Genomic DNA, 26,478 nt, shown 5'->3' with positions numbered 1-26,478 from the left:
AAAAAAATAAGTATTCGGAATTATTATATTCCAAATACTTATTTTTTATTTTACATCTTATTTCGATTTAAAAATAACGATAAAAAGCCCGTTCCTAACAGAATTACTGCTGAAACATAATAAGGGAAAAAGTGATTGATATCAAATAAAGCTCCTGCTGCCATTGGTCCTAAAATATTACCAAAACTTGTAAATGTCGAATTTAGTCCGTTGATGGTTCCTTGTTGATCTCCAGCATGTTTGGATAAATAAGTAGTTACTGCTGGTCTAAACAAGTCAAACGCTAAAAAGACAATAAACGTTGAAAATACAACAACTAAATTATTTTTTGTAAAGGCAATCACGGCAATAAAAATGGCACTTGCAAAAAAGGTTAATTGGATTAAACCCATTTCACCTATTTTTTGGACGATTGCATCAAAGAAAAACAGCTGACAAATCAACGCTAAAATACCACTAACCGTAATCACGATTGCTATTTCACTTGTGGTAAAGCCAAAATTAATGGTCGCCATAATACTATAAATAGATTCGAACGCTTGCAGGCCAAAAGAGGAAATTAAGATAATCACAAATAATGAGGTAAACATTGGATTTCTTAAAATATCCATAAATGAACCTTTTTTCGCTTCAACAGCGGCTAAAATTCGTTTCTCTGGCTCCTTCAAAACAGTTAATGTCAAAATAAAACCAATAAACGCTAAAAATGCGGCCGCAAAAAATGGAGCGCGAATGCCTAAATAAGCAATAAAACCACCAACTCCTGGTCCGATAATAAAACCACCACTAATTGCAGCTGACACAAGCCCCATCGCTTTCGGACGTTCAGAAATCGTGGTCATATCTGCCACAAAGGCTGTCACTGACGGCATTAATAACGCGGCGGCAATCCCACCTAAACCACGAGAAATATAAAAACCGCTTTTCGCTTGGGCTAAACCAAATAATAACTCAGAAATTGAAAACACCAACATGCCCGTCGCAATCATTTTTTTCCGACCAATTTTATCCGAAAGGACACCTGCGATTGGCGATGTGATTAATTGGGCAATCGCAAAAATAGAAATCATCATTCCCATTGTGGTACCAGAAAAATGCATTTCTTCTTTTAATTGGGGAATTACGGGAATGACTAGGCCTACGCCTAGAAAAACAAGAAATAAGTTAGAAATTGCTAAGTACATCATACTATTTTTTTTCGTCATAATTTGCCTCCTCCATAAAAAAACAGCCATCAAAAATGGCTATTTCTGTTTCTTTGTATGTACTTTCTTTGACAGTGTTTCGGCTGAAACACTCGTTGAGTCATTGAGATACATTTTACACTAATTCACTGAAAATTTCACTAGTTTTTACTTATTTTTTTAAAGGAAATTGTTATTTTTTAAAGACATAACTTAAGTATCCAAGTATTTAATGAATCGCTTTTGTTTTTTATCAGAAACATAGCCAATGTGTTCATAAAATTGATGTGCTGCTGTACGCTGTTCCCCTGAATTTAAGCGAATCGCAGACAAGTTATACTTTTTAGCTTCCGTTTCTAGTTTCGTCATTAATTGTTTGCCAATTCCACGGCCTTCTGCTTCTTTTGCCACTGCTAACCCCAGAACGTTCAATAACGTTTGGGAATAAATTGTTTCATACAGTTGCGCATGCACATAGCCTAAAATCTTGCCTGTCTTCGTTTCTTCATAAACATATAAAAACTCTCTGTCACTGGCTAGTAGTAATTTCTCAATCTGTTTACAGGTCACGTCAACGGGAACTTCATAGCCCAATTGTTCTTTATTAATGATAGTTAACGCCGCTGCATCTGTTGGCTTCATTTTTCTAATCAAGGGTAACACCCTCCTTTACATTCTTACTTAAATAATAACGAAAGCGTAATATCCGCAAAATCATTTAATTCTGAATCATTGTATTGCTCTAACAAAACTGTTTCGCCTCGATACTCTTTTAAAGCTAGTTGTATCAGCGAATGATAATTAGTAGGAAAATGTACTAGGCCCCATTCCCCGCCAGCCCTTTTTGATAAAATTTTATTCTCTTGCTTAAACGCCATTACTCTACACAGATTTAAAATAACGTACATAGGTTGTTGAACAATTTCTTTTTTTGCCTCTTTCACATCAGCTACAATGCTTTCAAAATATTTCTTTTGATCTATCCAGCCAAAAACGGAATCAATCGGTTTTCCTACGAGTACTTTTCCATATAATTTTGTAATCATAAGATGTGCCACTAGATCCTCATCGTATCCCATCATATCTTCAATATATTTATTTTTATTAGTCAGATATCTGGAACGATGTATCGGAGAAAAATGTAAATCGAAGGGAATCGGATAACTCAAATTTATTGTATCTTTTAATTGTAGCACATGGAATTCTATCCCTTTTTTTGGTGCCCACTTATCTAAAATATTAATTGTATAATCTAATAATTGTTTCTTCTCATCAATAGTAAGCTTTTCATAAACCACAATCAGTACATCCAAATCACTTACTGAATGACAATAGGTTCCAAAAGCATAAGAACCATGAAGATATATTCCAACTAAATTTTCTTTTATTATTTTCATATATCCATTTTCCATTTGAGCTAATAATTGATGAACCACGATTATTCCTCCATTATTGATTGACAATTGCTATAGTTTTTTCGATAAATAAAGAACTAACGCATCATCATTAACACACCGATCGTTTGGTTTCAGCTGCTTATTTTGAAACCAAACTCCTGAACCATCTGGCACATATCCTTGTTTGATATATAATCTTTGCGCTGCACCATAACCAGGATGCAGGCCTACTCCCAAGGAAACAGTATCTGCATAACTTTTGGCAACATTTTCTGCACGATTTAATAATAACCGCCCCACTCCTTGTTTTTGAAATGGCAAGAATACATTGAAATCAGCTATTTCAGGATATAAATTTTTAAAAGGTCCTTCCTTAGCTAATGGCAGTAACGTCACATAACCTAACAGCGTTGCCTTTTTCTCCGCTACAAAAACCGTTCGTTGCTTGACTAATTGTTCTTCTAAATAGTTCATTACAATCTCTTGGCGACTTGGCCAACCTTGTTGGACAAATTGAGTATCCAGCGCTAAGATATCTTTCTCTTGCATTTCTCTAATAACCACTAGCTCAGACATTAGCATTCCCTCCCGAAAAGCGTTTTCATTTTATAAAACGAAGCGAATACTTCTTCGCTCCCTTATTCATTTTCAAAAACCATCGAGTTGATGATATTTGGGCAAAACAGCAACACATGTTTTTTCTGAATTAACAGCAATAACGAACCCTTGCCATAAGGACCACGTCACCGCTTCACCTAATTTCTCTTTCACTCGTTGAATCATTTCAGCTTGCGTTAAGTCTCGTGCAGGAAAATGTTGAACTTTATCGTTACTGATTAAAAAAATAAATGATTCTGAAAAAGCTGTCATGACTTCAGGTGGTAAATTTTTTAATCGTTCTTGGTAATCCATTGAAACCACTCCTTCTTTTTTATCATACCACAACATCCATTTCTCTAAAAAGCGCAGCACTTACTACTGAATATCTGCTAAAATTTGCCTGATAATCTGCTTTTCAGACAGTTGTTCAGATAACCGCTGTTCTCCCGCAAGCCCTAAATAATCTTCTGGTAGCCACCAACGTTTCATTTCCACGACACCAAATTCTTGATTCTTGTTTCTCTGGCTATGTCTTTTCAGCGTTTCTTCAAAAGAAATATCAAAATAATAAACCTGAACGTTTCCTTCAAAGAGATGAATTATTTCCTGAAAAAAGGAATGATAAATGGCTTTTTGAAAAATCCCTTCAACAATCACATACTGGCATTCTTGATACCCAAAAGCTACCAACTGTTTTAACAAAGCAATACTTAGATTACCTGTTTCATCTTTAACACGAAGCATTTCTCTGCGCACCACATCTTGAGAAATCAATAACGATTGTTCTTTAAGACACTGATGAAGCGCGTTAGCTATCGTTGTTTTACCACTACCAGAATTACCACGTAAAATAATTAATTTCGGTTGCATCTGTTTCCCTCCATTTTCTTGATTGTTGAAAACCAGCAGAAAAGAGCAAAAAACTTGGAAAAAACTCTCCAAGTTTTGCTGTTATTTTGATGAATGTTTCGTTGAATCTCGCTGAATGAATTCCGTTCCGACAATAATTTTTCTAGGAACTGGGGGGGTATTCAAGCATAACTCTTTCATTGTCTCAACGGCTAGCTCACCCATCCATTCAGTATGAACTTTAACTGTTGTTAATGTTGGTGAAACATATTTTGCGACACTAATATCATTAAAACCAATGATAGAAATATCTTCTGGCACACGAATGGCTGCTTCTTGTAACGCCCGCATTGCACCAATCGCCAATGTATCACTTGCAGCGAAAAAAGCGGTTGGACGAGTGTCCGCTTCTTCAATAAAGTCTTTCATCGCTTGATAGCCTTCTTCAACAGAAAAAGCTGCTTCGACAACCCATTCTTGATGATAAAGGTCCAGATCTTTTAAGGTTTCTTTAAAAGCGACAAAACGTGGATCAACCAATGCCACGTGGGACTCTTTCGTATATTCTTGCCCAGAAAGCATACCGATTTTCTGATGCCCTTGCGCCAAAAATTCTTGCACAATTGTTTTAACACTTCCAGCAAAATCAACAACAATGGAGTTTTGGCCAAAAGCCATTGCATCAAAGTCTACAAATAGAAGAGGTGCGCCTAAGGCGGCTAAGGCCGCCACTTGCTTTTCATCAAATTTTCCTAGGGCAATTGTCCCATCAAATCTTTTTTGAGACAGGTTTGTCAGAGATTCTTTGACTAAAAGAAAACCCAATTCCTCTGCCCGCTTTTCAACACCTAAACGAATCGATAAATAGTAAATATCATCCAGTTCTTCTGGATCGCTGAACCATTGGACAAACCGAATTTTCTTTTTGCCTGCTTGTTTTTTTCTGGCTCGCTTTTTATAATTTAACGTTTCTGCTGTTTCAAATATTTTCTTCTTCGTTTCATCACTAACTGATAATGTTTCATCATAGTTCAAAACTCTCGAAACTGTCGCTGAAGAAACACCGACTTGCTCTGCTATATCTTTAATGGTTACGATGTTCCTCACCTCAAATTAATCATTTTCAATACATTGAATAAATCGTTCAAAAGCACGACGGCCTTCTTCATCACGTTTAAAGACGCCGGCATCTGTTAAAATTTGAACAAAAATTGTCCCAATTCCTTGTTGGATCACTTCTTTGACATTGGCTTCAGTGATGGTTTGCTGACTGAGTTCATCCGCCCAAGCTCGATGACTTTCAGCAATTTGATTGGGTTGCTTTAATAAATACTTTTCGACTTCTCTTAATTCTTGTGCCAGCCTTGGTGGCAAAATAGCTAGTCCCATTACTTCAATTAAGCCAATATTTTCTTGCTTAATATGTTGTACTTCTGGATGTGGATGAAAAATGCCATCTGGAAATTCCTCCGAAACATTATTATCTCGTAAAACTAAATCCAATTCAAATAATGACCCTTTGCGTCGGGCAATTGGCGTAATCGTATGATGCGGTGTGCCATCTTCTGAATAGGCCCGAACTGAGACACGTTCATCAGAATAATTGCGCCATTTGGTCAAAATTAATTCGGCCGCCTCAACTAGTTCCTCTTGACGATCACTTTGAAGACGAATCACAGACATCGGCCATTTTAAAATACCCGCAGTTATCTCAGGATATTTTTTCAAAGAAAATCTTTTTTCCATTGGTGCTAAATCCATTGGAAATGTATGACGTCCTGCTTGGTAATGATCATGAGATAAAATAGAACCACCAACAATTGGCAAATCTGCATTAGAGCCCACAAAATATTCAGGGAATAACTCCGTAATTTTAAGGAGCCGCTGGAACGTTTTTTTCTCGATTTTCATTTCTCGATGTTGTTGGTCCAAGAAAATCGCATGCTCATTATAGTAAGCATATGGCGAATATTGAAAGCCCCAAGCTTCGTCCTCTAAATTTAGTCGGATAATCCGATGGTTTGTCCGTGCTGGATAATTTACACGGCCATAATAGCCTTCATTCTCCATACATAACATACACGCTGGATATTTTTTTTGACTCATTTTCTTTTCAGCCAAAATTTTTCGAGCATCCTTTTCTGGCTTCGATAAGTTAATGGTAATTTCTAGTTTACCATAGGGTGAGTCCATTGGGAAAATAATATTTTTGGCGATTGCTTTCGTTTTAATGTAGTTATTCGTTTTACATAACTGATAAAAATAATCCGTTGCTTTTCGTGGAGACTCTTGATAATAGTCCATAAACTTCTGATTAATAGTGGTTGGGGTCGGCGTAATAAAATCCATTAACTCCGCTTCTAGTTGTTCTGCTTTCGTAATTGAGTCATCGATTTGGTGATTGGCTTGTGCAATGTTTAAAAGATGTTCCACCACACGCAACGGTTCTTGCTCACAAGCAACCGCTTCTGGTTGTTCAAAAAAATCACAGCCAACTAGTTTGGCAATCCGATTCGTCAAATAATAACGGTCTGTTTCCGTCCAATCGCCATTTTCTATGATTATCTCTACAAATGCAGCAATCCATTTACTACTTTCTTTCATCATCTGATGTTCTCCTATTCATTATAGCCTTGAGGATGTTTCACATGCCATTGCCAAGCGGTGGCGATAATATCCTTGACCTCAGTTACTTCTGGTTGCCAGCCTAAAACTCGTTTGGCTTTTTCACTAGAAGCAATTAACGTACTAGGATCCCCTGCTCGGCGTGGCGCGATTGTCGCAGGAATTTCTTGACCTGTCACTTCGCGAGCAGCATCTAACATTTCTTTAACAGAATAGCCGTTGTTGCTACCCAGGTTAAAGACGTCACTTTCGCCGCCATTTTTCAAATATTCTAAAGCCAAAATATGTGCTGCAATCAAGTCTTCAATATAAACATAATCTCGAATGCACGTGCCATCTGGTGTATCATAATCATCCCCAAAAATACTTAGCTCTGCTCGTTGGCCCAATGCCACTTGTAAAATAATTGGCACAATATGCGTTTCTGGCGTGTGATCCTCACCAATTGAGGCATCTTTTTTTGCTCCTGCAACATTAAAATAACGCAAAGCAACATATTTCATTCCATAAGCGTTGTCGCACCATTTCATGATTTTTTCCATCATTAATTTACTTTCCCCATACGGATTTTTAGGATTCGTTGGGGTTTCTTCTGTAATAGGCATTGCTTTTGGTTCGCCATAAGTGGCCGCTGTGGAAGAAAAAACAATATGTTTCACTCCGAATTCTTGCATGACTTCCAAGGCAATTTGAGTGCCGTGAACATTGTTATTGAAATACATTAACGGTTTCTCCACGGATTCTCCTACTAAAGAATTGGCCGCAAAGTGCAACACCCCTTCAATTGATTCTTTTTCAAAGACGCTACGTAAAAAAGCTTTATCACGAATATCGCCTTCATAGAAAGTCGCTTGTTCATGAACTGCTGAACGATGCCCCGTTAATAAATTATCAACAACCACAACGGCATAGCCTTTTGAAATTAATTGATCGACGGCATGTGAGCCAATGTAGCCTGCGCCACCTAATACTAAAATAGACATTTAAAGCCTTCCTTTCTAAAATAACTTTCTGGCACCATCATCAATTGATGCAGGATAAAAATCAGCAGCATAGCCAATTTTATCTTGATAACTCTGGCCAACAGCTTCAATAAATGCATCTATATTTTGCTTTGGTACCAAAGCAATACTACAACCGCCAAACCCTGCACCAGTCATCCGTGCGCCCAAAACGCCTGGTTGTTCTTGCGCACAAGCCACTAAGGTATCTAACTCAATGCCAGTTACTTCGTAATCTTCTTTTAGCGAACGATGTGAGGCATTTAATAATAAGCCAAATTCTTCCAAATCCCCTTCAGTTAGCGCTTGTTTTGCCAATAAAGTTCGTTCATTTTCTGTGACGGCATGACGCGCTCGTTTAATCAACGTTGGATCTCCAATCAATGCTTGATATTGTTCAAATGTCTCGCTGTCTAATTCACCTAAAAATTCAATAGATAACTCTTTTTGAAGCAAACGAACGGCTTCTTCGCATTCTGCACGGCGTTCATTATATTTTGAATCTGCTAATTCGCGACGTTTGTTAGTATTCATAATAACAATCGTATACTCACCTAATTTGGCGGGAACCATTTCATAGTGCATATTATTGGTATCTAGTAGAATAGCTTGATCTTTTTCTCCCATCCCTACGGCAAATTGGTCCATAATTCCTGAATTAACGCCAATAAATTCATTCTCCACTTTTTTACCGATTTGCACCAATTCAAGCATTGGACAGTGTAAAGCATATAAATCATTACAGATCGTTCCCATTAAAAGTTCAATAGAAGCAGAAGAAGACAAGCCAGCACCATTAGGAATCGTACCGTAGAAGAGCACATCTATGCCAGAATCAATATTGTGTCCGCTTTCAATCAAGTAATTTAAAACGCCTTTAGGATAATTTGCCCAATCATCTGAATCTGAATAGGTTAAATCTTCTAATGAAAATTCGATGAGACCAACCTCTTTAAAATTATCAGAAAACATCCGAATTTTTTGGTCGTCTCTTTTTCTTGCCACACCAAATGTCCCTAACGTAATAGCCGCTGGGAAAACATGACCGCCATTGTAATCTGTATGTTCACCAATCAAATTAATTCTTCCAGGGGCAAAATAACAGGCTGTCCCTTTCTCACCAAATATTTCTACAAATCGATTCATTAACAGTTCTTCCATCACTAATCGCTCCTTTCACTAGTAAACAAATTGTATAATATTTACTAAACTTTTGCAAATATTTACTTAACATTTCCTTAATTGTCATTTCGGTTGAAAACGTGTACAATACAATTAAATAAAGATTTATTTTCTTAGTGTTTCTTTTCGACTATTTAAATAATCTAAAAAACAAAATTAAATTTACTAAATATTTACTTAAAGGAAGGATTGATTATTTTGACTATTTCAACTGAATCATTTGGACAAGGAATGCTTCTTTACACACTGACGAATAAAAATGGTGTGACTTTAAAAGCAACAGATTTTGGTGCGCGAATTGTTGCGCTCGACGTTCCTCTTACAAAAAATGAATCCCGATCACTCGTGCTAGGCTTTCCCTCAGCAGATGAATATTTGTCTAAAGACTTATATTTTGGTGCAACAATTGGTCGAACAGCTGGCCGAATTGCCGATGGCTCCTTTGAACTAGCGGGTAAAAAGTATCAAACGATGATTAATACTCCTACTCAAACAACACTTCACGGTGGCACACCTGGGTTTGAAAGTAAAAAATGGCACAGCGAAATCCAAGAGGCACAAGCGAATCCTTCTGTGAAATTTTGGCTAGAGAGTCCTGCTGGTGAAAATGGTTTTCCTGGAAATCTCACTGTTTCAGTCACGTATACATTGACTGAAGAAAATGAATGGCAAATTGAGTATCAGGCAACTACAGATGAACAAACACTTTTTAATCCAACCAATCATGTCTACTTTAATTTAACTGGAAATCCTACAATCCCCATTGATGCACATGAGTTACAAATAAATGCCCAAAAGTTTGTCCCGCTTGATGAAAGAGTTTTACCGCTTGGAGAATTAGCTTCCGTCGACCAGACAGCTTTTGATTTACAAAAACCTAAAAAATTAGCTGAGGTTTTTTCAAGTACCGATGAACAAATTCAAAAGATGAACGGCTTCGATCACCCTTTCATCTTAACCAATCATGATTTAATTAACCCAGATGTTATCTTAAAAAGTCCTACTAAAGATATCACCTTAGAGATGTTCACTGATCAACCTTCAGTTGTTATTTTTTCAGCAAATTTTGCTGATAACGGTCCCGATATTCAAGGGCAAAAATTAGTCAATCACGGAGCGCTCACATTTGAAACCCAAGTCTGTCCTGGTGCTGAAAGATTTCCGTTGTTCGGTTCTATCACCCTCTCACCTGAACAGGAATTTCACTCAACGACCCGTTTCAAACTAATTTATTAAGTGAAATGGTGCTCTTAACCAAGCTTATCTTCGAACTAAAAAAGATAAGAATGGTTAAGAGCACTTCTATTATTTGACATTTTTAATCGCTCCATTTACACTATTTTCAATTAGAAAGGCGGTGATGTCTATGTATGCAATCAAATTTTTTCATGGCTATTTAACTGCAGATGGTAAACGTACGCGAGATAAATCAGGTTGTTTAGTTTACCACTCTGAAAAAGAAGCACAAAAATTAGCAGATAAAATTGGCGGGAGAGTTAAAAAAATTGGATAACCTTAGGTAAAGGATAGATAAGCAAGGCTATTTTGCTATCTATCCTTTTTTATTTTACATATTCCTCGACTTATTGTGTTGATTTGATACAATAGAGAAAAAGCCTAAAGGAGCGCTTACATGAAACAAAATGACTTTGATTATATGCAAATGTTAAAAGGTGAATTATATTACGCCCCCACCATTTTACCCGAAAATAAATCAACAAAAGGCAAGGTGTTAGCTCAAAAAATCAATCAACTTCCTATCGATAACGTGAAAGAAATTGTGGCCCTAGAAAAAGAATTATTAGGAAAAACTGGCAATGAGTTATATATCACCCCACCCCTCTATGTAGATTACGGTCGCCATATTGAGGTAGGAGAAAATTTTTATGCAAATATGGATTGCATTTTTTTAGATGTAAACAAAATCATCTTCGGTGATAATGTCATGGTTGGCCCTCGTGCTAGTTTTTATACTGCCGGCCATCCAATTGATCCAACGATTCGAACTGCAGAATTAGAATTCGGTACGCCAATTATTGTTGAAGATAACGTGTGGATTGGCGGAAGTGCCACCATTTTACCTGGCGTTACAATTGGAAAAAATGCTATTGTCGCTGCTGGTGCTGTGGTTACAAAAGACGTTCCTGCCAACACGATTGTTGGGGGTAATCCAGCAAAAGTCATTCGCAAAATTGATGAAAACGATCAGCAATTTTGGACAGAAAAGCAACGGCAGTATCAAATCGCTAAGAAGCAATTCTTTCATGAATAAAAAATCCCCAATCCAATGAAAATAACGGATTGGGGATTTTTTATTTTAATCTTCTTCATAATAATTAAACATCCAATGGATGCCAAACTGATCTTTTAGGGAACCATACTTTTTGGACCAAAAAGTTTCAGATAATGGCATTGTAACAGTGCCACCTTCAGATAATCGTTTAAATAAGCGATCAATTTTTTCATCATCATCTGTGCTAACCACGAGCGAAAGGTTATTTCCTTCCGTAACTTCAAAACCAAACATATCAGGAACATCTGAAATCATTACATAGGTTCCTTCAATAATGATACTTGCGTTCATCACTAAATCCTTTATCTCGTCGTTTATAGGATGCTCAGGATCCTCAGGTGCTTCGCCAAAAGTCATTAAATTTTGACATTTTGTATCAAAAACATCTTCATAGAACGCAATTGCTTCTTTTGCTTCACCTTTAAAATTTATATACAGCTCTAACAAATGACTCACCTTCTTTCATGATCAAATTTTATACTTTATTTTCTCATGATTTGTCAGAAAGCAAAAATAGTCTGCTTAAAAATCTGATTTTTCTAGTAACAAGGTAACAAATTTTTCCAAATACAGTTGGTCAACCGCATCATAGCTATTTGTTACACCACTATCAATATCTAAAACACCGACCAATTGATGATTTTTTACCATCGGTACAACGATTTCAGACATCGCAGCTGAGTCACAAGAAATATAATTGGCGTGTGTCTTCACGTTATCAACAATCAATGTAGCTTGTTTTTCCGCGGACTCACCACAGACACCTTTGCCCATTTTAATTCTGGTACAAGAGACTTTCCCTTGAAAAGGACCCAAAACTAATTCTTCATTTTTATATAAATAATACCCAGCAAAAACAGTGTCTGGTAACGTTTGCGCAAGTAACGCAGACGAGTTTGCTAAATTTGCAATAGCATCCGTTTCTATTTCTAACAAACCGCTCAATTGTTGTAAGCACAATTCGTAGGCTGCTTTTTTGTTTTCTCTCGTTTGTTCAGTCATGCTTGGTTCATCTCCTTCATTTTGTCTTATTATAAAGGAAGATACGCAAAAGTGCTATGTTAAAGTGAGTCAAACAAACTTGAAAAGCTGATCCACGTTGTGAGCAGAAGCACTTTATAAGGATTAAACTGTGACGAGTAACCGCTGGACTGACACTATGCGTTTCTCAGAGCTGAACCCTGTTTCCTCTGTTTGGCTTTTTAGCATTCTATTTCTACCTAATTTTAAAGCAAGTTAAACCCATTGTCCTTTCAACATAATCTTGCGTTTCTGCGGTTTTCTAGCAATCACTTCTGCTGTAGAAGCTGCTTCTGTAAAGATAAAGTTTGCTTCGTCGCCTTCTGTAAACCAAAGGCGTTCTTCTTCAAATGAAAAAGGTGCTACTTTGCCACAGCCATGGACGTAAGCTTGAGTAAGTTGCTCTTCTGTAATCTTTCCTGTCATTTCACAAAAATTACGTAATTTTTCAAATAAGTCACCTGAAACATTAGAACTCCAAGAGTCAAAAAAGCCATCACTACCTAAATGAACCGATACACCAGCTTGGCGTAACACATCAATTGGTGGCAATAAATAACGAGGATCATAGGGAATTGTAGACATAATCGCCGTTTGATGCGTTGCCAAGCGTTGGTATAGTTTTTCTTTTTCTGCTGGTCGTACATCTAGCAGCGCAAAGGCGTGACTGATAGCGGTTCGCTGAGTAAATTTTCGTTCTTCCAAAATGTCTAAAAATTTATCAATTGTATAAACGCCAACTTCCCCCGTATCATGCAAGTGGATATCGATTCCTACTTGAAATTCTTCTGCCAGATCGAAAATAGTTTCTAAAGATTCTTCAATTGCATAATCAATGCCTGCAGGATCTAAACCGCCAACCATTGTTCCACCATTTTTTAGGGCTTCTCTCATGAGTAAAACCGTGTGGGGATTTTTTAATAATCCATGCTGTGGAAAGACAACAATATCATAATCAATCACATGCGCATATTTTTCTAAGGCTCTTTTGACGCCCCAGAAGTTTTCTAGTTCTACATAAGGATCAATGTTGACATGTGTCCGAATATAAGAGGCTCCATACCCAATCAATTTTTCAATCATGGCCGTCGCTCGTTGTTCTGTTGACGGAGCTAACAATTTAAGTTCACTGGCTTCGTCTGCTAAACGCTCTTTTAAATTCTTAACAGGTTGGCTAGCACGCCAGCCTAATGAAAGGTAGGTTTTATCTAAGTGATTATGGCTCTCTTGAAAAGCGGGAATAGCCAGTTGTCCGTTTAAATCAGTGCCTTGTTGCTTTTCAGTGACTTGATTTTGCGGAATAATCGCTTGGATTTTGCCTTCTTGAATCGCTAAAGTATAGCGTGCGGTTTTAGTATACGTTAATTCGTGGTGGTCTTTAGCAAAACCAGTTTCTAAACGAACATTATTCAAATAAACAATGGATGCTGTCATTCTTTTTCCCCCTTTTGAACGGCTTCAACCAGTTGTCCTTTTAGTATCAGTTGTTGGATTGGCTGTTGGCGTGCAATCACGTGAGCAGTGCTCTCAGCATTAAATAGTAGGAAATCTGCAGAATCGCCGACGTTAGGCCAAACTCGCTGCCCGTTAGGATCAAGAGGCGTTACAAAATTACTCGCTAAGCCCCATAAACGATTCAAGCGATACTCATCGCTAATTTTAAATCTTTGAGCGGCTGTATTTAATTTTTCTATTGTATTGCCACTGCCAAAAGGCGACCAATGATCCGTCAAACTGTCATGAGCCACGGAGATCTTAACACCTTGTTCAACCAAGGTTGGAATCGGCATGGTGGGCATTCCAATTGGTACAGTCGAAGTCAAATCAATACCTGTTTCGATGAATTTTTGCGCAATGTCTCTAATTGCTGCTTCTTCTAAGCTCCCTAAGGCTAAAGCATGACTTAAAGTGACTTTGCCAAACATCTTTGCTTGTTCTGTATAATCAACAAATTTATTAAATTCATAAAGTCCCAAAGTATCACGGGCGTGTAAATGAACATCAATTTTTTTATTAAATGTGGTAGCTAATTCAAATATTTTTGCGATTGAATGATCCACATGACGATCCACAAGGGCTGGATCAACGCCACCGACATGAGTTGCCCCCATGCGTAAGGCTTCGCGCATCAAAGGTTCGACTTGTGAGCGGAGTAATCCGTGTTGAGGAAAAGCCACAATTTCATGAGTAATGTATTGTTCATATCGACTAAATGCTTCTTTAGTGATTTCAATATGTTTCGTTCCAATAGATGGATCTACATTACAATGACTGCGAATATGATAATGGCCTTGTTGAATATACTGCTCAATAACTTGGCAAGCACGTTCTAAACTAGTTGGTAATTGTTCAGGTAACAGCCAAGTTTCTTCTTCAATACGTGTTAAAATTCCTTTCGTTAGTGGACGACAGGCCTTCCAAGGTCCCCCAAAATACGTTTTATCAATATGAATATGCATTTCTCTTAGAGCAGGTAAAACGAGTTGCTGATTCACATCGATAACTGTTTCGTTCTCTAAAGGCCTTAACTGCGGTGCGACCGCAGTACAGATCTCGTTTTCAATTCGAATATCATAGCTAGCTGTCTCTGTCGCAACAATTCGCTGATTCACAGTAGAAAATCCTGTTTCTAATTTACAGTTTTTTAAAAGCATGACAAACCCCTTCCTACCTTCATTCAATTAGTTAACATAAGCCCATTTTAAACTGTACGTAGGTCCAAATGAATGCCAATACAGATCCTTGATTTTTTGATTAGCTAATACAGAAATGCTTCGATTGTAGATTGGTGCTAAAACCGTTTCCTGATTCACCAAAATATCTTGTGCTTGAGCAAAGTCATTTAAACGAGCCTCTTGATCAGCCGCATGTGTTGTTCTAGTCTCTTGGATTAATTGATCATACGTATCACTCTTGAACGTTACGCCGCCCAAGGTACTATCCGAAGTAAAGATGCGCATAACTGTTAATGGATCACGATAATCGGTTCCCCAACCAGATAATTCTAAATCATAGTCTCTCGTTTGATCACGATCAACACGAATAGTAAAAGGAACTTGAGTAACATTCACTTCTAATCCATCTAGATTTTCTTCCAATTGAAATTGGAAAAACTCAGCAGCTTTTTTGGCGCTGTCTGTATCATCTGTTAAAAATTCTAATTTGATTTTATCCAGCCCAATTTCTTTTTTCCCTTTTTCCCAGAATTCTTTTGCTTTCGCTGTATCGTAGGTTAAGTAGCTATTTTTCTTAGCAGCTAGTTTTGTGAAATCTGTTCCATCTGGCGCAATCGTTTGTCCCGGCGGAATTACTTGATCTGTAGCCGTGGATTGATCTTGCAAGACTTCTTTTACAAAACTTTCTTTATCAAAAGCTTGTGCCAACGCTTTACGAATATTGTTGTTCGCTAAAGCCGGATTTTCTTTTCCATCACGAACACTGTTCATTTTTAAAAAGTATGTGACGAATTGAGGAATTGAAAGAAAGGCTGGATTATCAACATAACCAGGAATAAATTCACCACTTAGCTTATTCACTACATCCAATTCATTCGAGTCAAACAAATTCACCGCTGTCGTTGGGCTCTTAATTACTGAAACTTTCGCTTCTGTTAATTTAACTTTTTCAGCATCCCAATACGTATCATTTTTTTCGTAGGTCCAGTCATCGGAAGAGGCATTATCCCATTCTTTCAATTTAAAAGGACCATTATAAATCAAATGTTCTGCATCAGTGGCATATTTATCCCCTTGTTCTTTGATATATTTTTCATTTTGCGGAAACAAAACAGGAAACGAAAGCAAAGATTTCAAATAAGGGGTGGGCCGTTCTAAAGTTATTTCTAACGTTTTATCATCTAGCGCCTTAACCCCAAGAGTATTCACATCTGCGCCTTCTAAAGCAATTTCCTTAGCATTTTTAATGACATCAAAAAATAACGCTTGATGAATCGACCCTGATTTAGGGGAAGCAACTTGTTGCCATGCATAAACAAAGTCATTTGCTGTTACTGGATCATCATTCGACCATTTGGCATCTTCTCTAATCTTAAATGTATAAACGGTTTCATCTTCAGAAATCGCTGGTTCTTCGGCAGCGACCCCCAACTCTAACTCGTCTTCTTTACCTAAAACATAGAGTCCTTCATAAACTTGATTCATGACTAAAGTCGAGGTCGTATCCCCCGCTGTGTGTGGTTCCATTGTCGAAATAGCCGCTTCAGAACTAATTGCAATTTTTTGTTCCGCTGCTTTGTTACTATCAGCCGAGTTTCCCGTTCCCGCCTGACAAGCCGTTAAAGCTAAAAGCAAACCGACGCATCCTAACATTTTTAATTTCTTCATACCGATCCCTCCATTTTACAAACTATAACCTTCCAAGTTACCAGAATTTTCTGATAAAATATAGAAAAAGAAGCATATCTGATAAGAGTCTCAAAAAACTTACAGATTATAGAAATACTTGAGAAATTTAAAGTAGCTGAAACAATAGTAAAAGCATTAAAAATTAAGTATACTATTGCTATATCTTTAAACGATGCGTTTCTATAGGTTGTAAGCGCTGATTGTTCTTATTTGGTCATTTGTGACTACCAATCACGTGATGACTTGGAACTTTTTTCTATTAGTATAAGGATACCTTATTTTCCCTAAAATAGTTTTGTAACATCTTACAATAAATACACTTAATTTTTAGATAATTCATACAAAAGGAGGCCTTGCTAATGATGACGGTCAATGATCTACTCCATGCAGAAGAACTACCTGGTTTAACCTTATTGACGCACGAGACCAATTTAGATGCGCCAATTCTACAAGCTAATATTTTAGAAAATCCTGATGCTTTTGACTGGTTAACGCCAGGAGAAATTTTATTAACTACCGGCTATATTTTCAAAGATCAGCCTTGCTTGCAAAAACGTCTTATTCAAGAACTAGCAAATATGAACTGCGCTGCTCTAGGCTTTAAAGTCCAACGTTATTTCAATGAAGTTCCACAAGAGATGATCCAATTAGCGAATGACGTCGGATTACCAATTCTCTCAATCCCTTATAATTACAACTTTTCTCAAATTATTTCATTGGTCAATCGCCGAGTCAATCAACCTGACGAAACGATTAGCCAACATTCTGTTCATATGCATAATAAATTTTATACAATTATCAAAGCTGGCGGAAAAAGTACCCAATTACTGGAAGTATTAAGTGCCGCGATTCAAGCGCCTGTAATGCTTTTAGACGAGCGTTTTCAGATTATGAATCATTTTGATTTACCTGATGCGCCAACAAGAATCACCAGTATTTTAAACAACGCGACTCTCAAAAAACAGTTTGAGACAGCTTTAAAAGCCCAGAACAATGAGCTCCTATTATTTTATAAAGAACCATTGACTGTTGAATTTTCCTTAGCGAACCATCAGTTATCTTTGCGAATTTTACCCATCAAAAAGAAAAATCTCAGCTTATCTTACTTAGTGATTTGGCAAACTACCAAAAAATTACAGACGATTGATTTATTATCTGTAGAGGTCTGTGCTCACTACCTTTTACCACAACTTCAATTAGAATCTTCGGAAAATTTAACAACGAGGCAAAAGATCGGGGCGCTGTTTCAAGACCTTATCCAAGAAAAAAATACCAATCCTCAAGCTTGGCAAGAATTTAGTAATTATCTGCAATTAAATGAAAAAGACACATTTAGTCTCTTGCTTGTAGCCATTGAACAATTGGAACAACTGTTTAATCCGACTATTCAAATGAATAGCATTGGCCATCAATTGAATCATATTTTAGAAGGATATCGACAAAAAATTACTGCGTTTCCTACACAAACTGGCTTTATTTTATTACTAGAAAATCCAGCACAAGAGGAAGCCACCTACCTTGCACAAACCACTCATCTTGCCAAGAATTTACTAGAGCAACTAATGAAACTGAATCCAAAATTATCATTTAAATTAGCGATTGGGCCAACTGTCAAAAAAATCACCAATCTGTGTGATTCTTATAAATTAGCACAAGAAACATTCCACTTAGCACAAGCAAGTCAAGAATTACAACAACGAACTATTTTGAATTATGACGACCTCTTTTTTTATCGTTTAATGATCGAAACCCTGACCAAACAAGCCAAACAAAAAATATATCAACGATTGATTGAACCATTAGAAAAAGAAGATCAAAAACATGAAAGTTCCCTACTAGAAACCATCAACACCTACTTTCAATCGAATAAAAATATTTCGTTGACTGCCACAAATATGTATGTACATCGTAATACAATTATTTACCGCTTAAAAAAAATAGAAGAGATTCTTCACTTAACTTTAGAATTTCCTGATAGTTCGCTACAACTAAGTTTGGCTGTTTATTTATATAAACAAAAATTACTATAAAAAGGCCACCACGAATAGTAAATCGTGGCGGCTTTTTTAACTGTTTCAATTTTGTTAGCGAATAATCATTACAGAAATTGGGGCATATCGAGCCATATAAGCTGCTTGGCTACCAAAAAAGCTTTTTAATTTGCTAGTTGACTTGGAGCCAATAATTAACAAATCTGGTTTATTCAAAGGAATAAGCTTATTAATAATTAATTCTCCTGGGTTCCCTTCATTGACAATTACACTTACTTTATCGATGCCATTCGCTAACGCTTCTTGTTGATATTTTTCCGTTTGTTTCTCTAATTTCGCCAACTGTTCTTGCCAATAATTTTTATCTAACGATTGGTAAACATTAATCTCTTTCTCTTCTAAAATCGAAACAATAACCAATTCAGCTTGTTCTTCTTTTGCTTTTTGGATAGCATAATGAAATGCTTTTAACGCATCTGGCGACTCTTCAACACCAACCATAATTTTTGAAAATTTCATTATTTAACCTCCTCTACTTGTTGCTCCATAGCTGCAAGCTGCTGTGCATATCGTTTATCGCCTTTATATAATTCCACAACCGTCCAAACTAACAAGAGGATGACGAGTGCTATGATGACATAGGCGATATTATCGGCTAACGTAATTTGACTCGCTGTCGGATTATCACCGAAGAATCCTTCAATTTGATCAGGTAAGCCTTTCATATTGAGGTAAATTAAGCCAATGACAGAAACCCAGCCTAACAATTTAATTAACCACGAGTTTTTAAAATGTTCACCCATTTCAACACGGCTATCTGTAAACATCAGTAAAGGCAACATCGAAAATGGCAAAGCAAATGCTAGAAAAACTTGTGAATTGTTCATTAAATTATTAATCGCAATATGCTCCTCCACTGTACTTTTTCCGCTGGTCATTAAAACACAAATTAAGACAGGAATAACAGATAACAAACGTGTGACCATCCGACGTAACCAAATTGGTACGCGCATATGAATAAACCCTTCCATAATAATTTGACCAGTTAAGGTTCCTGTAATTGTTGAATTTTGTCCTGATGCCAATAAGGCTACCGCAAATAAAATTGATAAAATTCCAGAACCTGCAATATGCGCTAAAATAGAATTACTCATAACCGCTGGATTTGATAAAGCATCAAACAAACCAAAGAATGAAGGATCTTTGACACTGCCGGATTTAAAAACGGCCACACCCATAATCAATAATAAAGAGTTAACAAAAAATGCCATCGTTAATTGAATATTAGAATCCCAAGTTGAAAAGCGTAAAGCGCGTTGAATATCGGTTTTATCTTTACGATCAATTTTACGACTTTGCACAACAGAAGAATGTAAATACAAATTATGAGGCATCACTGTTGCACCAATAATCCCCAATGCACCTGTCAGTGGCGTTTGCCCATTCACCGCATGTGATGTAGAAAAAGCTTCTGCGCTAGGAACCAGCCCTTTAATTACATCTCCCCATACTGGATTTGACAATGCCACTTGATAAGCAAAAATCACAAAAATAACAACAATTAAAGCAACAACAATAGCTTCAATTTTTCTAAAACCAATTTTTGTCAATAACAACAAAAGTAAAACATCAAATACCGTAATGAAGACAGCCAGACCTAAAGGAATATGAAATAATAAATATAAGGCAATTGCGCCCCCGATAACTTCAGCGATATCTGTAGCCATAATTGCTAACTCTGTTAAAATCCATAATACAATACCTAACGTCTTACTAGTTCTAGCACGAATCGCTTGTGCTAAATCCATCTGTGAAACAATGCCTAATTTAGCAGCCATATATTGGAGCAACATTGCAATCAAACTGGAAATTAAAATAATCGACATCAATAAATATTGAAAATTTTGTCCCCCAGTAATTGAAGTAGACCAGTTTCCTGGATCCATATACCCCACTGCTACCAATGCTCCTGGACCTGAGTAAGCAAATAACGTTTTCCAAAAACTCATATTTTTAGGCACGTCGATGGTGCCATTAATTTCTTCAAGCGAAGGACCATTTGCATATTCAATCAAATGATGTCTTTGCTTTGGTTCATGTTCTTCTGAATTTTTCAATTCAATTCCTTCTTTCGTTTTGCAATAATTTTAAAAGGCCCTTCCCGTTAGAAGGTTAACCTCTAATATATTTTAGGTACACCTAAAATATACTGCTAAAAATAACAAAATGCAAGACTTGAAAGAAAATTTTGACAGTGTAAAAATAGATTGTCGTAAATGTGCGATCTTAAAGTTTGAAGAAATCAGGGTAGCTGGTAGTTGATTATCTTAAGAAGTAGAAAATAAGGGACCTAAGTCATTTCGGCTTAGGTCCCTTATTTTATTTTTATTCGGTTATTCTATTAAGAATGGATGCTACAATTTCTGTCGTGTCAGCTGAATGATTTCTAAAAATCTCGGTAAACTTAATCTGACGAAAACCTTCAAGTACTTCGGGCAACTTATTTTTCCCCCATTCAAAAGTTCCATCATTTCTTTTCAATAATCTCTGTAAAATTTCTTCTTTCTCGACCGCTAACAAAAAATGATAAACGTCAATGCCTGCTCGTCTCAGATATCCAATCAGCTCTTCTTCATATTCATTTTTATAAAGGGTCATTGGAACAATAATCGGCCGTCCAGACTCTTTGGACATTCGTTTTAATAAATGAGCATTCCAGCAACGCCATTCCTGATACTCTTGAAAATCATTTTCTTTCATTTCTTCGGGAACTAACTCCATCAATGCACTACCAATAATTTCTGGATCATAAATGATTGCATTGGGAAGTTTTTGTTGTAACTCATGTGCAATGGTCGTTTTTCCGGCTCCAAACGCACCGTTTAACCAAATAATCATCATAATTTCCTTTCTTCTGAACAAATTTCTTTGTTGTTTAATTTAGGTGCTAGATTACTTTTAATTTTTTTAGCTTTTGTATTTGTTCATCTACGCTATGTGTGCCATCTAAAAGATAGTCTGAACTTGCTGATACATTTTTTTCATGTTCTATAAATAGCGGTCTAACATTATTTAAATAGTTATGGGCCCACTTAATAATACTTTCTCCTTGAGAATAAGAATAATCTCTAATCACTTGGCGAGCAAAACAAACATCTAATGGCGTTTTCAGGTAGATCACAATATCAATAAAAGGCTTCAAATCATCGTGTAAATAGCCAAATGGAAAGTCTATAAAAATATAATTAAATTTGCCTTGAGCATTCACAGAAAAAAAGTCTTTCATTAACTGGGTAATATCGAATAAATTGACTGCAACGTTGAAATTTTTTAATAAAAAAGCATGGGATGGTGCCGATGGCAAAGCATCAATACTATAATCATCGAATGAAAGTACATAAGCATTTTCAACAGTATCAGATAAAGCATTAATGAGTGTCGTTTTTCCACTTGCTGTCACACCGCTAATTACTATCACTTTTGTTTTCAATACACTACCTCCCAAAATTTTAGCCATTCACGTATAGTTACTACTTACATCTTTAACAGTAAACGAGACAAACTAAAAATACAACATCCTACGCTATTAACCTCGGGTTACATAACATACTCATCTGATAATTTCTCCCTAAAAAAACAGAATGTGGGCAATCTTTTTAAGAATCATTGAATAGAATAACAACAAACAGTAATTCAGGTATAACCAGCTAGAAATTGTTTTATTTTTAGTCACGAGTATGATAAGCATGTAAATCAAATAGAATCATATTAGGTGAGGTTACTCTGAAGAACACAGGTTATCGCTCGGAAATGTCGAGAGACAGTAACGAGTAAAGCAGGGATTGTCGAATTAAGGCTTTCCTAAGATAACTAGAATTTTTTTCTTACGTCTCAGAAAGCCAAAGCTCAATTATTGTGATTACCCTATAATCTTCTTCTTTTATTCGGCGACCTCTTTAATATGATTAATTGGAGGTTTTTAAATTGAAAGCTGTCACTGCATCATCTAAGAAAAATACCCTACTTGCTAAAAGTATCGGGAATCTTACCTTGCTCATCATTTTAGGCATTTTCATTTTTATCATCGTCTTCTCTTGGCTAAAAATGAATCGCCCTCTCCACACCCTTCCCTCAGAAGAATTCCTAGCAACACCAAGTAAAACAGATGATTTCTTATCTCCATCAAATCTTTTTTACTTTTCAATTCGAACCATGTTTCGAATGATTGTGGGTATGGCTTGGTCCTTCCTGTTTTCCTTTGTTTTTGGTATTTTAGCCGTAAAATATAAAACGGCAAGAAGAGTCATTTTACCATTAGTTAATTTCCTTGAATCCGTTCCATTGCTAGGTTTTTTGACCTTTACAACTGCTTGGTTACTTGGTTTATTTCCAGGAAATGTGATGGGCGCAGAAGCGGTTGCTATTTTTGCCATCTTCACAGGTCAAGCTTGGAACATCATGTTGACTCTTTATCAAATAATGGAAGTTATTCCTTCAGATCTAGTCAATGTGACCGATCAGTTCAAGTACAATGCTTGGGAAAAATTTTGGCGGCTTGAATTTGTTTACTCAATTCCTGGCTTACTTTGGAACGTCATTATTTCTCAAACTGCGGCTTGGTTTGCCTTGGTGGCCAGCGAGCAAGCTTCTGTTGCCTTTCCTAAAGAAACCAACCTTTATTTACCAGGAATTGGTTCTTATATCCAAGTAGCATTAAATCGAGCCGACTTTAAATCCTGTTTATGGGCTGTTTTTGCCTTATTAATCAATGTGGTGATTTTAAACTTTTTAGTTTTTCAACCTTTAGTTCGAGCCACTTATTATTTTAAATATGAAACAGATGTCGAAAGTACGACGCCACCTAAATCCATCATTTATCATTTATTAAAAAAAGCAACTTTAACGAAATACTTTTCAAAAGCTTTTGTGAAATTCAGTCATTTTTGGATTTACGATTTACCAAAAGTTTGGTACTTTTTCAAGCTAGACTATCTCTATCGATTACTAGCAAAATTACGCCATTTCTTCAAAACATTATGGTATGTCAGCTTAACCATTATTGGGGTTTATTGTTCTATTAAGCTCTATCATTTCTTGCCCCATCAAGATTTCAGCATGATTCCTAGATTAACCCTTTATACTACACTACGGGTTACCTTGGCCATGGTCGTTGCTGGCATTATCTTTACTCCCTTAGCAATTTGGGTTGCGAATGATAATCGGCGCTTAAGTATCGTTCAACCGATTGGACAAATTTTAGGCTCCATTCCGTCAAATGTTTATACTCCATTCATTGTGTTGATTATTAGTATGGGCTTCAACAAATTAGAATGGTGGATTTTACCACTCATCATGGTTGGTTGCCAATGGTATTTTTTCTTTAATGTAATTGCTGGCTACTTAGCCATCCCTGATGATATTCGTGACGTAACCAAACTTTTTAAATTATCTAAATGGCAATGGTGGACAAAATTTTTGATCCCTTCTATTTTACCTTACCTCATTACAGCAATTATTAACGCTGCTGGTGCTGCTTGGAACGCTGATATCGCAGCAGAAAGCATTCAATGGGGCAAAAAATCAATAGATGTTACTGGCCTAGGACAATATATTGCGGCAAACGATGGCGTAAAAGATAAATCTGCCTTAGGAACCTTAGCGATGTGTTTCGTTGTTGGTTTATGTATCGCCTTTGTTTGGCAACCTTTATATCGAGCAGCAAAACAAAAATTTCACTATTAATAGCTGGACGACTCAACTCGACTAAATTTTTAAGATAAACTAGAGAGGAGAACGATAGGTGATTTCCCTTGACCTATCTAATAAGACGATGGAAAATAAAGAATTATTAAGCATAAAATCAGTATATAAAGAATTTGAAATTGAAGGACATTCAGAACATTTAAAAGTCCTTGAAAATATTGATTTAACAGTTAAAACGAATGAATTTTTAAGTATTATCGGACAATCAGGAACAGGAAAATCAACGTTGCTCAGAAGTATTGCTGGACTTCTTCGTACAACTAGAGGTGAAATTACTTTTGAAGATAAAATCATTAATGAGCCTGATGCCAATATCGGCATGGTTTTTCAACATTTTGCCCTTTTTCCTTGGTTGACAGTTGAAAAAAATATCAGCTTTGGCTTAGAAAACCGTAAAGAAATTTCTCGCGAACAAATAAATAAAAGAGTCAGTAATCTCATTGAAATGATTGGTTTAACTGGTTTTGAAAAAGCTTATCCCAGAGAGTTATCTGGTGGAATGAAACAGCGTGTAGGCTTTGCTCGTGCTTTAGCCATCGAACCTAGCTTATTGCTCTTAGACGAACCTTTTTCAGCTTTAGATATCATTACAGCCAGCCAATTATCTAACGATTTATTAGAAATTTGGCTAAACAATCAAATTGCGACTAAATCAATTGTGATGATCACGCATGATGTTCAACAAGCAGTTCAACTTTCTGATCGGGTTGTATTAATGGATGCAAATCCTGGTCGTATTGCCAAAATTTACTCAATCGATATCCCCAGAAATCAACGTTCGCCAAAAACAACCATTGATATTGTAGAACAAATAACAGAAGAAATGGTTCGTCGCATTCATTTGTAAATAGAACTGTTTTGACTTCTGCTGATGTCTTGACAAAGAGTTACTTAAAAGACTATTATTTCTTTGTAATAAGTTAGGTGAGGCTCCTATACAAACATAGGCTATTGCTCAGAAATGTCGAGAGACACCAATGAGTAGAACAAGACTGGTCGAGGAGAAGGCTTTTCTCAAAATAGCTAAGAGTGATCTTTACGTTGTATAGTGCTAAAGCTCAACGTTCATGTTGATGTATCTTTTTAGTCTCTAGTTAATCAGTTAAGTACTTTTATTTAAAATTAAGAGAGGAGTGAAAGTATGACTACTATGTTAGCAATCATTGGAACTGTTGCAATCATCACAGTTCAAGTTATTGAATATAATATGACAGAAATTCATATTCCTACTGCAGGAACATTTAATGACGATGATGCAGAACCCCCACATTCTTCTGTAACCCTTGTATTTATTCGCACTATACTTATCACTCTCTCACTTAACTTTCCATCTCATTTTTTTGAGATGGTTTTTTTATGTATTCTAGAAAATAATAAACAAAAAAGACTGTTAAATCAATGATTTAACAGTCTTTAGTATACCGGCGGCCGGGGTCGAACCGGCACTCCCGTGAAGGAACTGGATTTTGAGTCCAGCGCGTCTGCCAATTCCGCCACGCCGGCAAGATATTTTGGAAGGCGGTAACCGGATTTGAACCGGTGATGAAGGTTTTGCAGACCTCTGCCTTACCACTTGGCTATACCGCCATATTCCATTTTTGTTACAAAAAAACTGGGGTAGCTGGATTCGAACCAACGCATGACGGAGTCAAAGTCCGTTGCCTTACCGCTTGGCTATACCCCAATAAAATTACAAAGGGCGACCGATGGGAATCGAACCCACGAATGCCAGAGCCACAATCTGGTGTGTTAACCACTTCACCACGATCGCCGTAATCTTAAAAAGTGTATCTATTAAATAATTAAATGGCAGGGGCAGCAGGAATTGAACCCACACCAACGGTTTTGGAGACCGTTGTTCTACCTTTAAACTATGCCCCTAAAATGGAGGAAAGTGGATTCGAACCACTGAACCCTAAGGAACGGATTTACAGTCCGTCGCGTTTAGCCACTTCGCTATTCCTCCATAAATGGCGTGAGACAGAGTCGAACTGCCGACACACGGAGCTTCAATCCGTTGCTCTACCAACTGAGCTACCACGCCTAAAACAAAAGCTTGTTCAAATAATTTTCAAGTAACAACATTAAATGGCGGTTCCGACGGGATTTGAACCCGCGATCTCCTGCGTGACAGGCAGGCATGTTAACCCCTACACCACGGAACCAACCGAGTAATGGAGGTTAACGGGATCGAACCGCTGACCCCCTG

The 26,478-nt window shown here is 36.8% G+C and carries 26 protein-coding genes, 9 tRNA genes and 2 riboswitches (1 of these 37 only partly in view); of the genes, 7 read left to right on the top strand and 28 right to left on the bottom strand.

What is annotated here, in order from left to right; genetic code table 11:
* Positions 1-50 precede the first annotated feature (50 nt).
* From emeA to IGJ46_RS04145, 10 genes are all read right to left on the bottom strand, one after another.
* Positions 51-1,205: a multidrug efflux MFS transporter EmeA gene (emeA, locus tag IGJ46_RS04190; protein ID WP_002358140.1), complete on the bottom strand. Its 1,155-nt coding sequence runs from the start codon at positions 1,203-1,205 to the stop codon at positions 51-53.
* 192 nt (positions 1,206-1,397) lie between these two features.
* Positions 1,398-1,838 carry a GNAT family N-acetyltransferase gene (locus IGJ46_RS04185; RefSeq protein ID WP_002378167.1) on the bottom strand — a complete coding sequence of 147 codons (441 nt, stop codon included), beginning with the start codon at positions 1,836-1,838 and terminating at the stop codon, positions 1,398-1,400.
* A gap of 23 nt (positions 1,839-1,861) precedes the next feature.
* Complete coding sequence (locus IGJ46_RS04180; RefSeq protein ID WP_002386017.1) at positions 1,862-2,620, bottom strand: aminoglycoside adenylyltransferase domain-containing protein; 759 nt, start codon at positions 2,618-2,620, stop codon at positions 1,862-1,864.
* A gap of 30 nt (positions 2,621-2,650) precedes the next feature.
* Entirely contained in the window at positions 2,651-3,163 is a 513-nt protein-coding gene (locus IGJ46_RS04175) for a GNAT family N-acetyltransferase (RefSeq protein WP_002393494.1), read from the bottom strand.
* Positions 3,164-3,229: 66 nt separating this feature from the next.
* On the bottom strand, positions 3,230-3,529 hold the full coding sequence (locus tag IGJ46_RS04170; protein ID WP_002384750.1) for a hypothetical protein: 300 nt from the start codon (positions 3,527-3,529) through the stop codon (positions 3,230-3,232).
* A gap of 27 nt (positions 3,530-3,556) precedes the next feature.
* Positions 3,557-4,123, bottom strand: coding sequence for a kinase (locus tag IGJ46_RS04165; RefSeq protein WP_002386021.1), 567 nt, complete (start codon positions 4,121-4,123; stop codon positions 3,557-3,559).
* A 9-nt stretch (positions 4,124-4,132) separates the two neighbouring features.
* Entirely contained in the window at positions 4,133-5,137 is a 1,005-nt protein-coding gene (locus tag IGJ46_RS04160) for a LacI family DNA-binding transcriptional regulator (RefSeq protein WP_002358146.1), read from the bottom strand.
* 6 nt (positions 5,138-5,143) lie between these two features.
* A complete protein-coding gene (gene galT, locus IGJ46_RS04155; RefSeq protein ID WP_375343125.1) occupies positions 5,144-6,634 on the bottom strand; it encodes a UDP-glucose--hexose-1-phosphate uridylyltransferase in 1,491 nt (496 codons plus the stop codon).
* Positions 6,635-6,648: 14 nt separating this feature from the next.
* A complete protein-coding gene (gene galE, locus IGJ46_RS04150) occupies positions 6,649-7,638 on the bottom strand; it encodes a UDP-glucose 4-epimerase GalE (protein WP_002361578.1) in 990 nt (329 codons plus the stop codon).
* A gap of 15 nt (positions 7,639-7,653) precedes the next feature.
* Positions 7,654-8,817 (bottom strand): galactokinase, encoded by a 1,164-nt coding sequence (locus IGJ46_RS04145; protein WP_002382009.1) that lies wholly within the window; start codon positions 8,815-8,817, stop codon positions 7,654-7,656.
* Positions 8,818-9,069: 252 nt separating this feature from the next.
* On the opposite strand from IGJ46_RS04145, the gene galM reads away from it, so the two are divergent.
* From galM to IGJ46_RS04130, 3 genes are all read left to right on the top strand, one after another.
* Entirely contained in the window at positions 9,070-10,074 is a 1,005-nt protein-coding gene (gene galM / locus IGJ46_RS04140; RefSeq protein ID WP_002386026.1) for a galactose-1-epimerase, read from the top strand.
* Positions 10,075-10,204: 130 nt separating this feature from the next.
* Complete coding sequence (locus IGJ46_RS04135; protein ID WP_002384758.1) at positions 10,205-10,351, top strand: hypothetical protein; 147 nt, start codon at positions 10,205-10,207, stop codon at positions 10,349-10,351.
* A gap of 120 nt (positions 10,352-10,471) precedes the next feature.
* Positions 10,472-11,110: a sugar O-acetyltransferase gene (locus tag IGJ46_RS04130; protein WP_002365472.1), complete on the top strand. Its 639-nt coding sequence runs from the start codon at positions 10,472-10,474 to the stop codon at positions 11,108-11,110.
* A gap of 45 nt (positions 11,111-11,155) precedes the next feature.
* Here IGJ46_RS04130 and IGJ46_RS04125 read toward each other — a convergent pair whose 3' ends face one another.
* The 5 genes from IGJ46_RS04125 to IGJ46_RS04105 form a co-directional block, all read right to left on the bottom strand.
* Positions 11,156-11,587 carry a VOC family protein gene (locus IGJ46_RS04125; protein ID WP_002382065.1) on the bottom strand — a complete coding sequence of 144 codons (432 nt, stop codon included), beginning with the start codon at positions 11,585-11,587 and terminating at the stop codon, positions 11,156-11,158.
* A 66-nt stretch (positions 11,588-11,653) separates the two neighbouring features.
* Positions 11,654-12,133: a GAF domain-containing protein gene (locus IGJ46_RS04120; RefSeq protein ID WP_002365470.1), complete on the bottom strand. Its 480-nt coding sequence runs from the start codon at positions 12,131-12,133 to the stop codon at positions 11,654-11,656.
* A 234-nt stretch (positions 12,134-12,367) separates the two neighbouring features.
* A complete protein-coding gene (locus IGJ46_RS04115) occupies positions 12,368-13,585 on the bottom strand; it encodes an amidohydrolase (protein WP_002394769.1) in 1,218 nt (405 codons plus the stop codon).
* Positions 13,582-14,832 (bottom strand): amidohydrolase family protein, encoded by a 1,251-nt coding sequence (locus IGJ46_RS04110; RefSeq protein WP_016619086.1) that lies wholly within the window; start codon positions 14,830-14,832, stop codon positions 13,582-13,584. The genes IGJ46_RS04115 and IGJ46_RS04110 overlap by 4 nt, the downstream gene beginning before the upstream one ends.
* Positions 14,833-16,494: a peptide ABC transporter substrate-binding protein gene (locus tag IGJ46_RS04105; protein WP_002406993.1), complete on the bottom strand. Its 1,662-nt coding sequence runs from the start codon at positions 16,492-16,494 to the stop codon at positions 14,833-14,835. It lies immediately after the preceding gene.
* A 380-nt stretch (positions 16,495-16,874) separates the two neighbouring features.
* Between IGJ46_RS04105 and IGJ46_RS04100 the strand changes: the two genes are divergently transcribed.
* Positions 16,875-18,545, top strand: coding sequence for a PucR family transcriptional regulator (locus IGJ46_RS04100; protein ID WP_002358159.1), 1,671 nt, complete (start codon positions 16,875-16,877; stop codon positions 18,543-18,545).
* Between the two features lie 54 nt (positions 18,546-18,599).
* Here the strand turns inward: IGJ46_RS04100 and IGJ46_RS04095 are convergent, their stop codons facing one another.
* The 4 genes from IGJ46_RS04095 to IGJ46_RS04080 all read right to left on the bottom strand — a co-directional run bounded on the left by IGJ46_RS04095 (position 18,600) and on the right by IGJ46_RS04080 (position 22,023).
* A complete protein-coding gene (locus IGJ46_RS04095) occupies positions 18,600-19,025 on the bottom strand; it encodes a universal stress protein (protein WP_002358161.1) in 426 nt (141 codons plus the stop codon).
* Positions 19,025-20,623: an Nramp family divalent metal transporter gene (locus IGJ46_RS04090; RefSeq protein WP_002382010.1), complete on the bottom strand. Its 1,599-nt coding sequence runs from the start codon at positions 20,621-20,623 to the stop codon at positions 19,025-19,027. Before IGJ46_RS04090 ends, IGJ46_RS04095 begins: the two co-directional genes overlap by 1 nt.
* Before the next feature lie 268 nt (positions 20,624-20,891).
* Positions 20,892-21,407, bottom strand: a complete 516-nt coding sequence (locus IGJ46_RS04085; RefSeq protein WP_033918208.1) for an AAA family ATPase — start codon at positions 21,405-21,407, stop codon at positions 20,892-20,894.
* A 46-nt stretch (positions 21,408-21,453) separates the two neighbouring features.
* Positions 21,454-22,023, bottom strand: coding sequence for an adenylyl-sulfate kinase (locus tag IGJ46_RS04080; RefSeq protein ID WP_002394772.1), 570 nt, complete (start codon positions 22,021-22,023; stop codon positions 21,454-21,456).
* Positions 22,024-22,263: 240 nt separating this feature from the next.
* Positions 22,264-22,431, top strand: a riboswitch (M-box (ykoK) riboswitch).
* Positions 22,432-22,475: 44 nt separating this feature from the next.
* Here IGJ46_RS04080 and IGJ46_RS04075 point away from each other — a divergent pair.
* The 3 genes from IGJ46_RS04075 to IGJ46_RS04065 all read left to right on the top strand — a co-directional run bounded on the left by IGJ46_RS04075 (position 22,476) and on the right by IGJ46_RS04065 (position 25,671).
* Positions 22,476-24,248 carry an ABC transporter permease subunit gene (locus IGJ46_RS04075; protein ID WP_002384764.1) on the top strand — a complete coding sequence of 591 codons (1,773 nt, stop codon included), beginning with the start codon at positions 22,476-22,478 and terminating at the stop codon, positions 24,246-24,248.
* Between the two features lie 88 nt (positions 24,249-24,336).
* Entirely contained in the window at positions 24,337-25,116 is a 780-nt protein-coding gene (locus tag IGJ46_RS04070; RefSeq protein ID WP_002360638.1) for an ABC transporter ATP-binding protein, read from the top strand.
* A 62-nt stretch (positions 25,117-25,178) separates the two neighbouring features.
* Positions 25,179-25,346: riboswitch (M-box (ykoK) riboswitch) on the top strand.
* 64 nt (positions 25,347-25,410) lie between these two features.
* Positions 25,411-25,671, top strand: a complete 261-nt coding sequence (locus tag IGJ46_RS04065) for a hypothetical protein (RefSeq protein WP_002363651.1) — start codon at positions 25,411-25,413, stop codon at positions 25,669-25,671.
* A 17-nt stretch (positions 25,672-25,688) separates the two neighbouring features.
* Here the strand turns inward: IGJ46_RS04065 and IGJ46_RS04060 are convergent.
* The 9 genes from IGJ46_RS04060 to IGJ46_RS04020 form a co-directional block, all read right to left on the bottom strand.
* A tRNA-Leu gene (locus IGJ46_RS04060) sits at positions 25,689-25,772 on the bottom strand.
* 13 nt (positions 25,773-25,785) lie between these two features.
* Positions 25,786-25,856, bottom strand: a tRNA-Cys gene (locus IGJ46_RS04055).
* A gap of 25 nt (positions 25,857-25,881) precedes the next feature.
* Positions 25,882-25,953 (bottom strand) — tRNA-Gln (locus tag IGJ46_RS04050).
* Positions 25,954-25,967: 14 nt separating this feature from the next.
* A tRNA-His gene (locus IGJ46_RS04045) sits at positions 25,968-26,040 on the bottom strand.
* Positions 26,041-26,076: 36 nt separating this feature from the next.
* A tRNA-Trp gene (locus IGJ46_RS04040) sits at positions 26,077-26,150 on the bottom strand.
* Between the two features lie 4 nt (positions 26,151-26,154).
* A tRNA-Tyr gene (locus IGJ46_RS04035) sits at positions 26,155-26,235 on the bottom strand.
* Between the two features lie 5 nt (positions 26,236-26,240).
* Positions 26,241-26,313: transfer RNA gene (locus IGJ46_RS04030), tRNA-Phe, on the bottom strand.
* Positions 26,314-26,358: 45 nt separating this feature from the next.
* Positions 26,359-26,434: transfer RNA gene (locus IGJ46_RS04025), tRNA-Asp, on the bottom strand.
* A 10-nt stretch (positions 26,435-26,444) separates the two neighbouring features.
* Positions 26,445-26,478: transfer RNA gene (locus tag IGJ46_RS04020), tRNA-Val, on the bottom strand (it continues 39 nt past the right edge of the window).

Origin of the sequence: Enterococcus sp. AZ120 (genome assembly GCF_050546165.1) — a bacterium.
Taxonomy (GTDB): Bacteria; Bacillota; Bacilli; order Lactobacillales; family Enterococcaceae; genus Enterococcus; species Enterococcus faecalis.
This window is presented reverse-complemented; position numbering and strand designations above follow the sequence as displayed.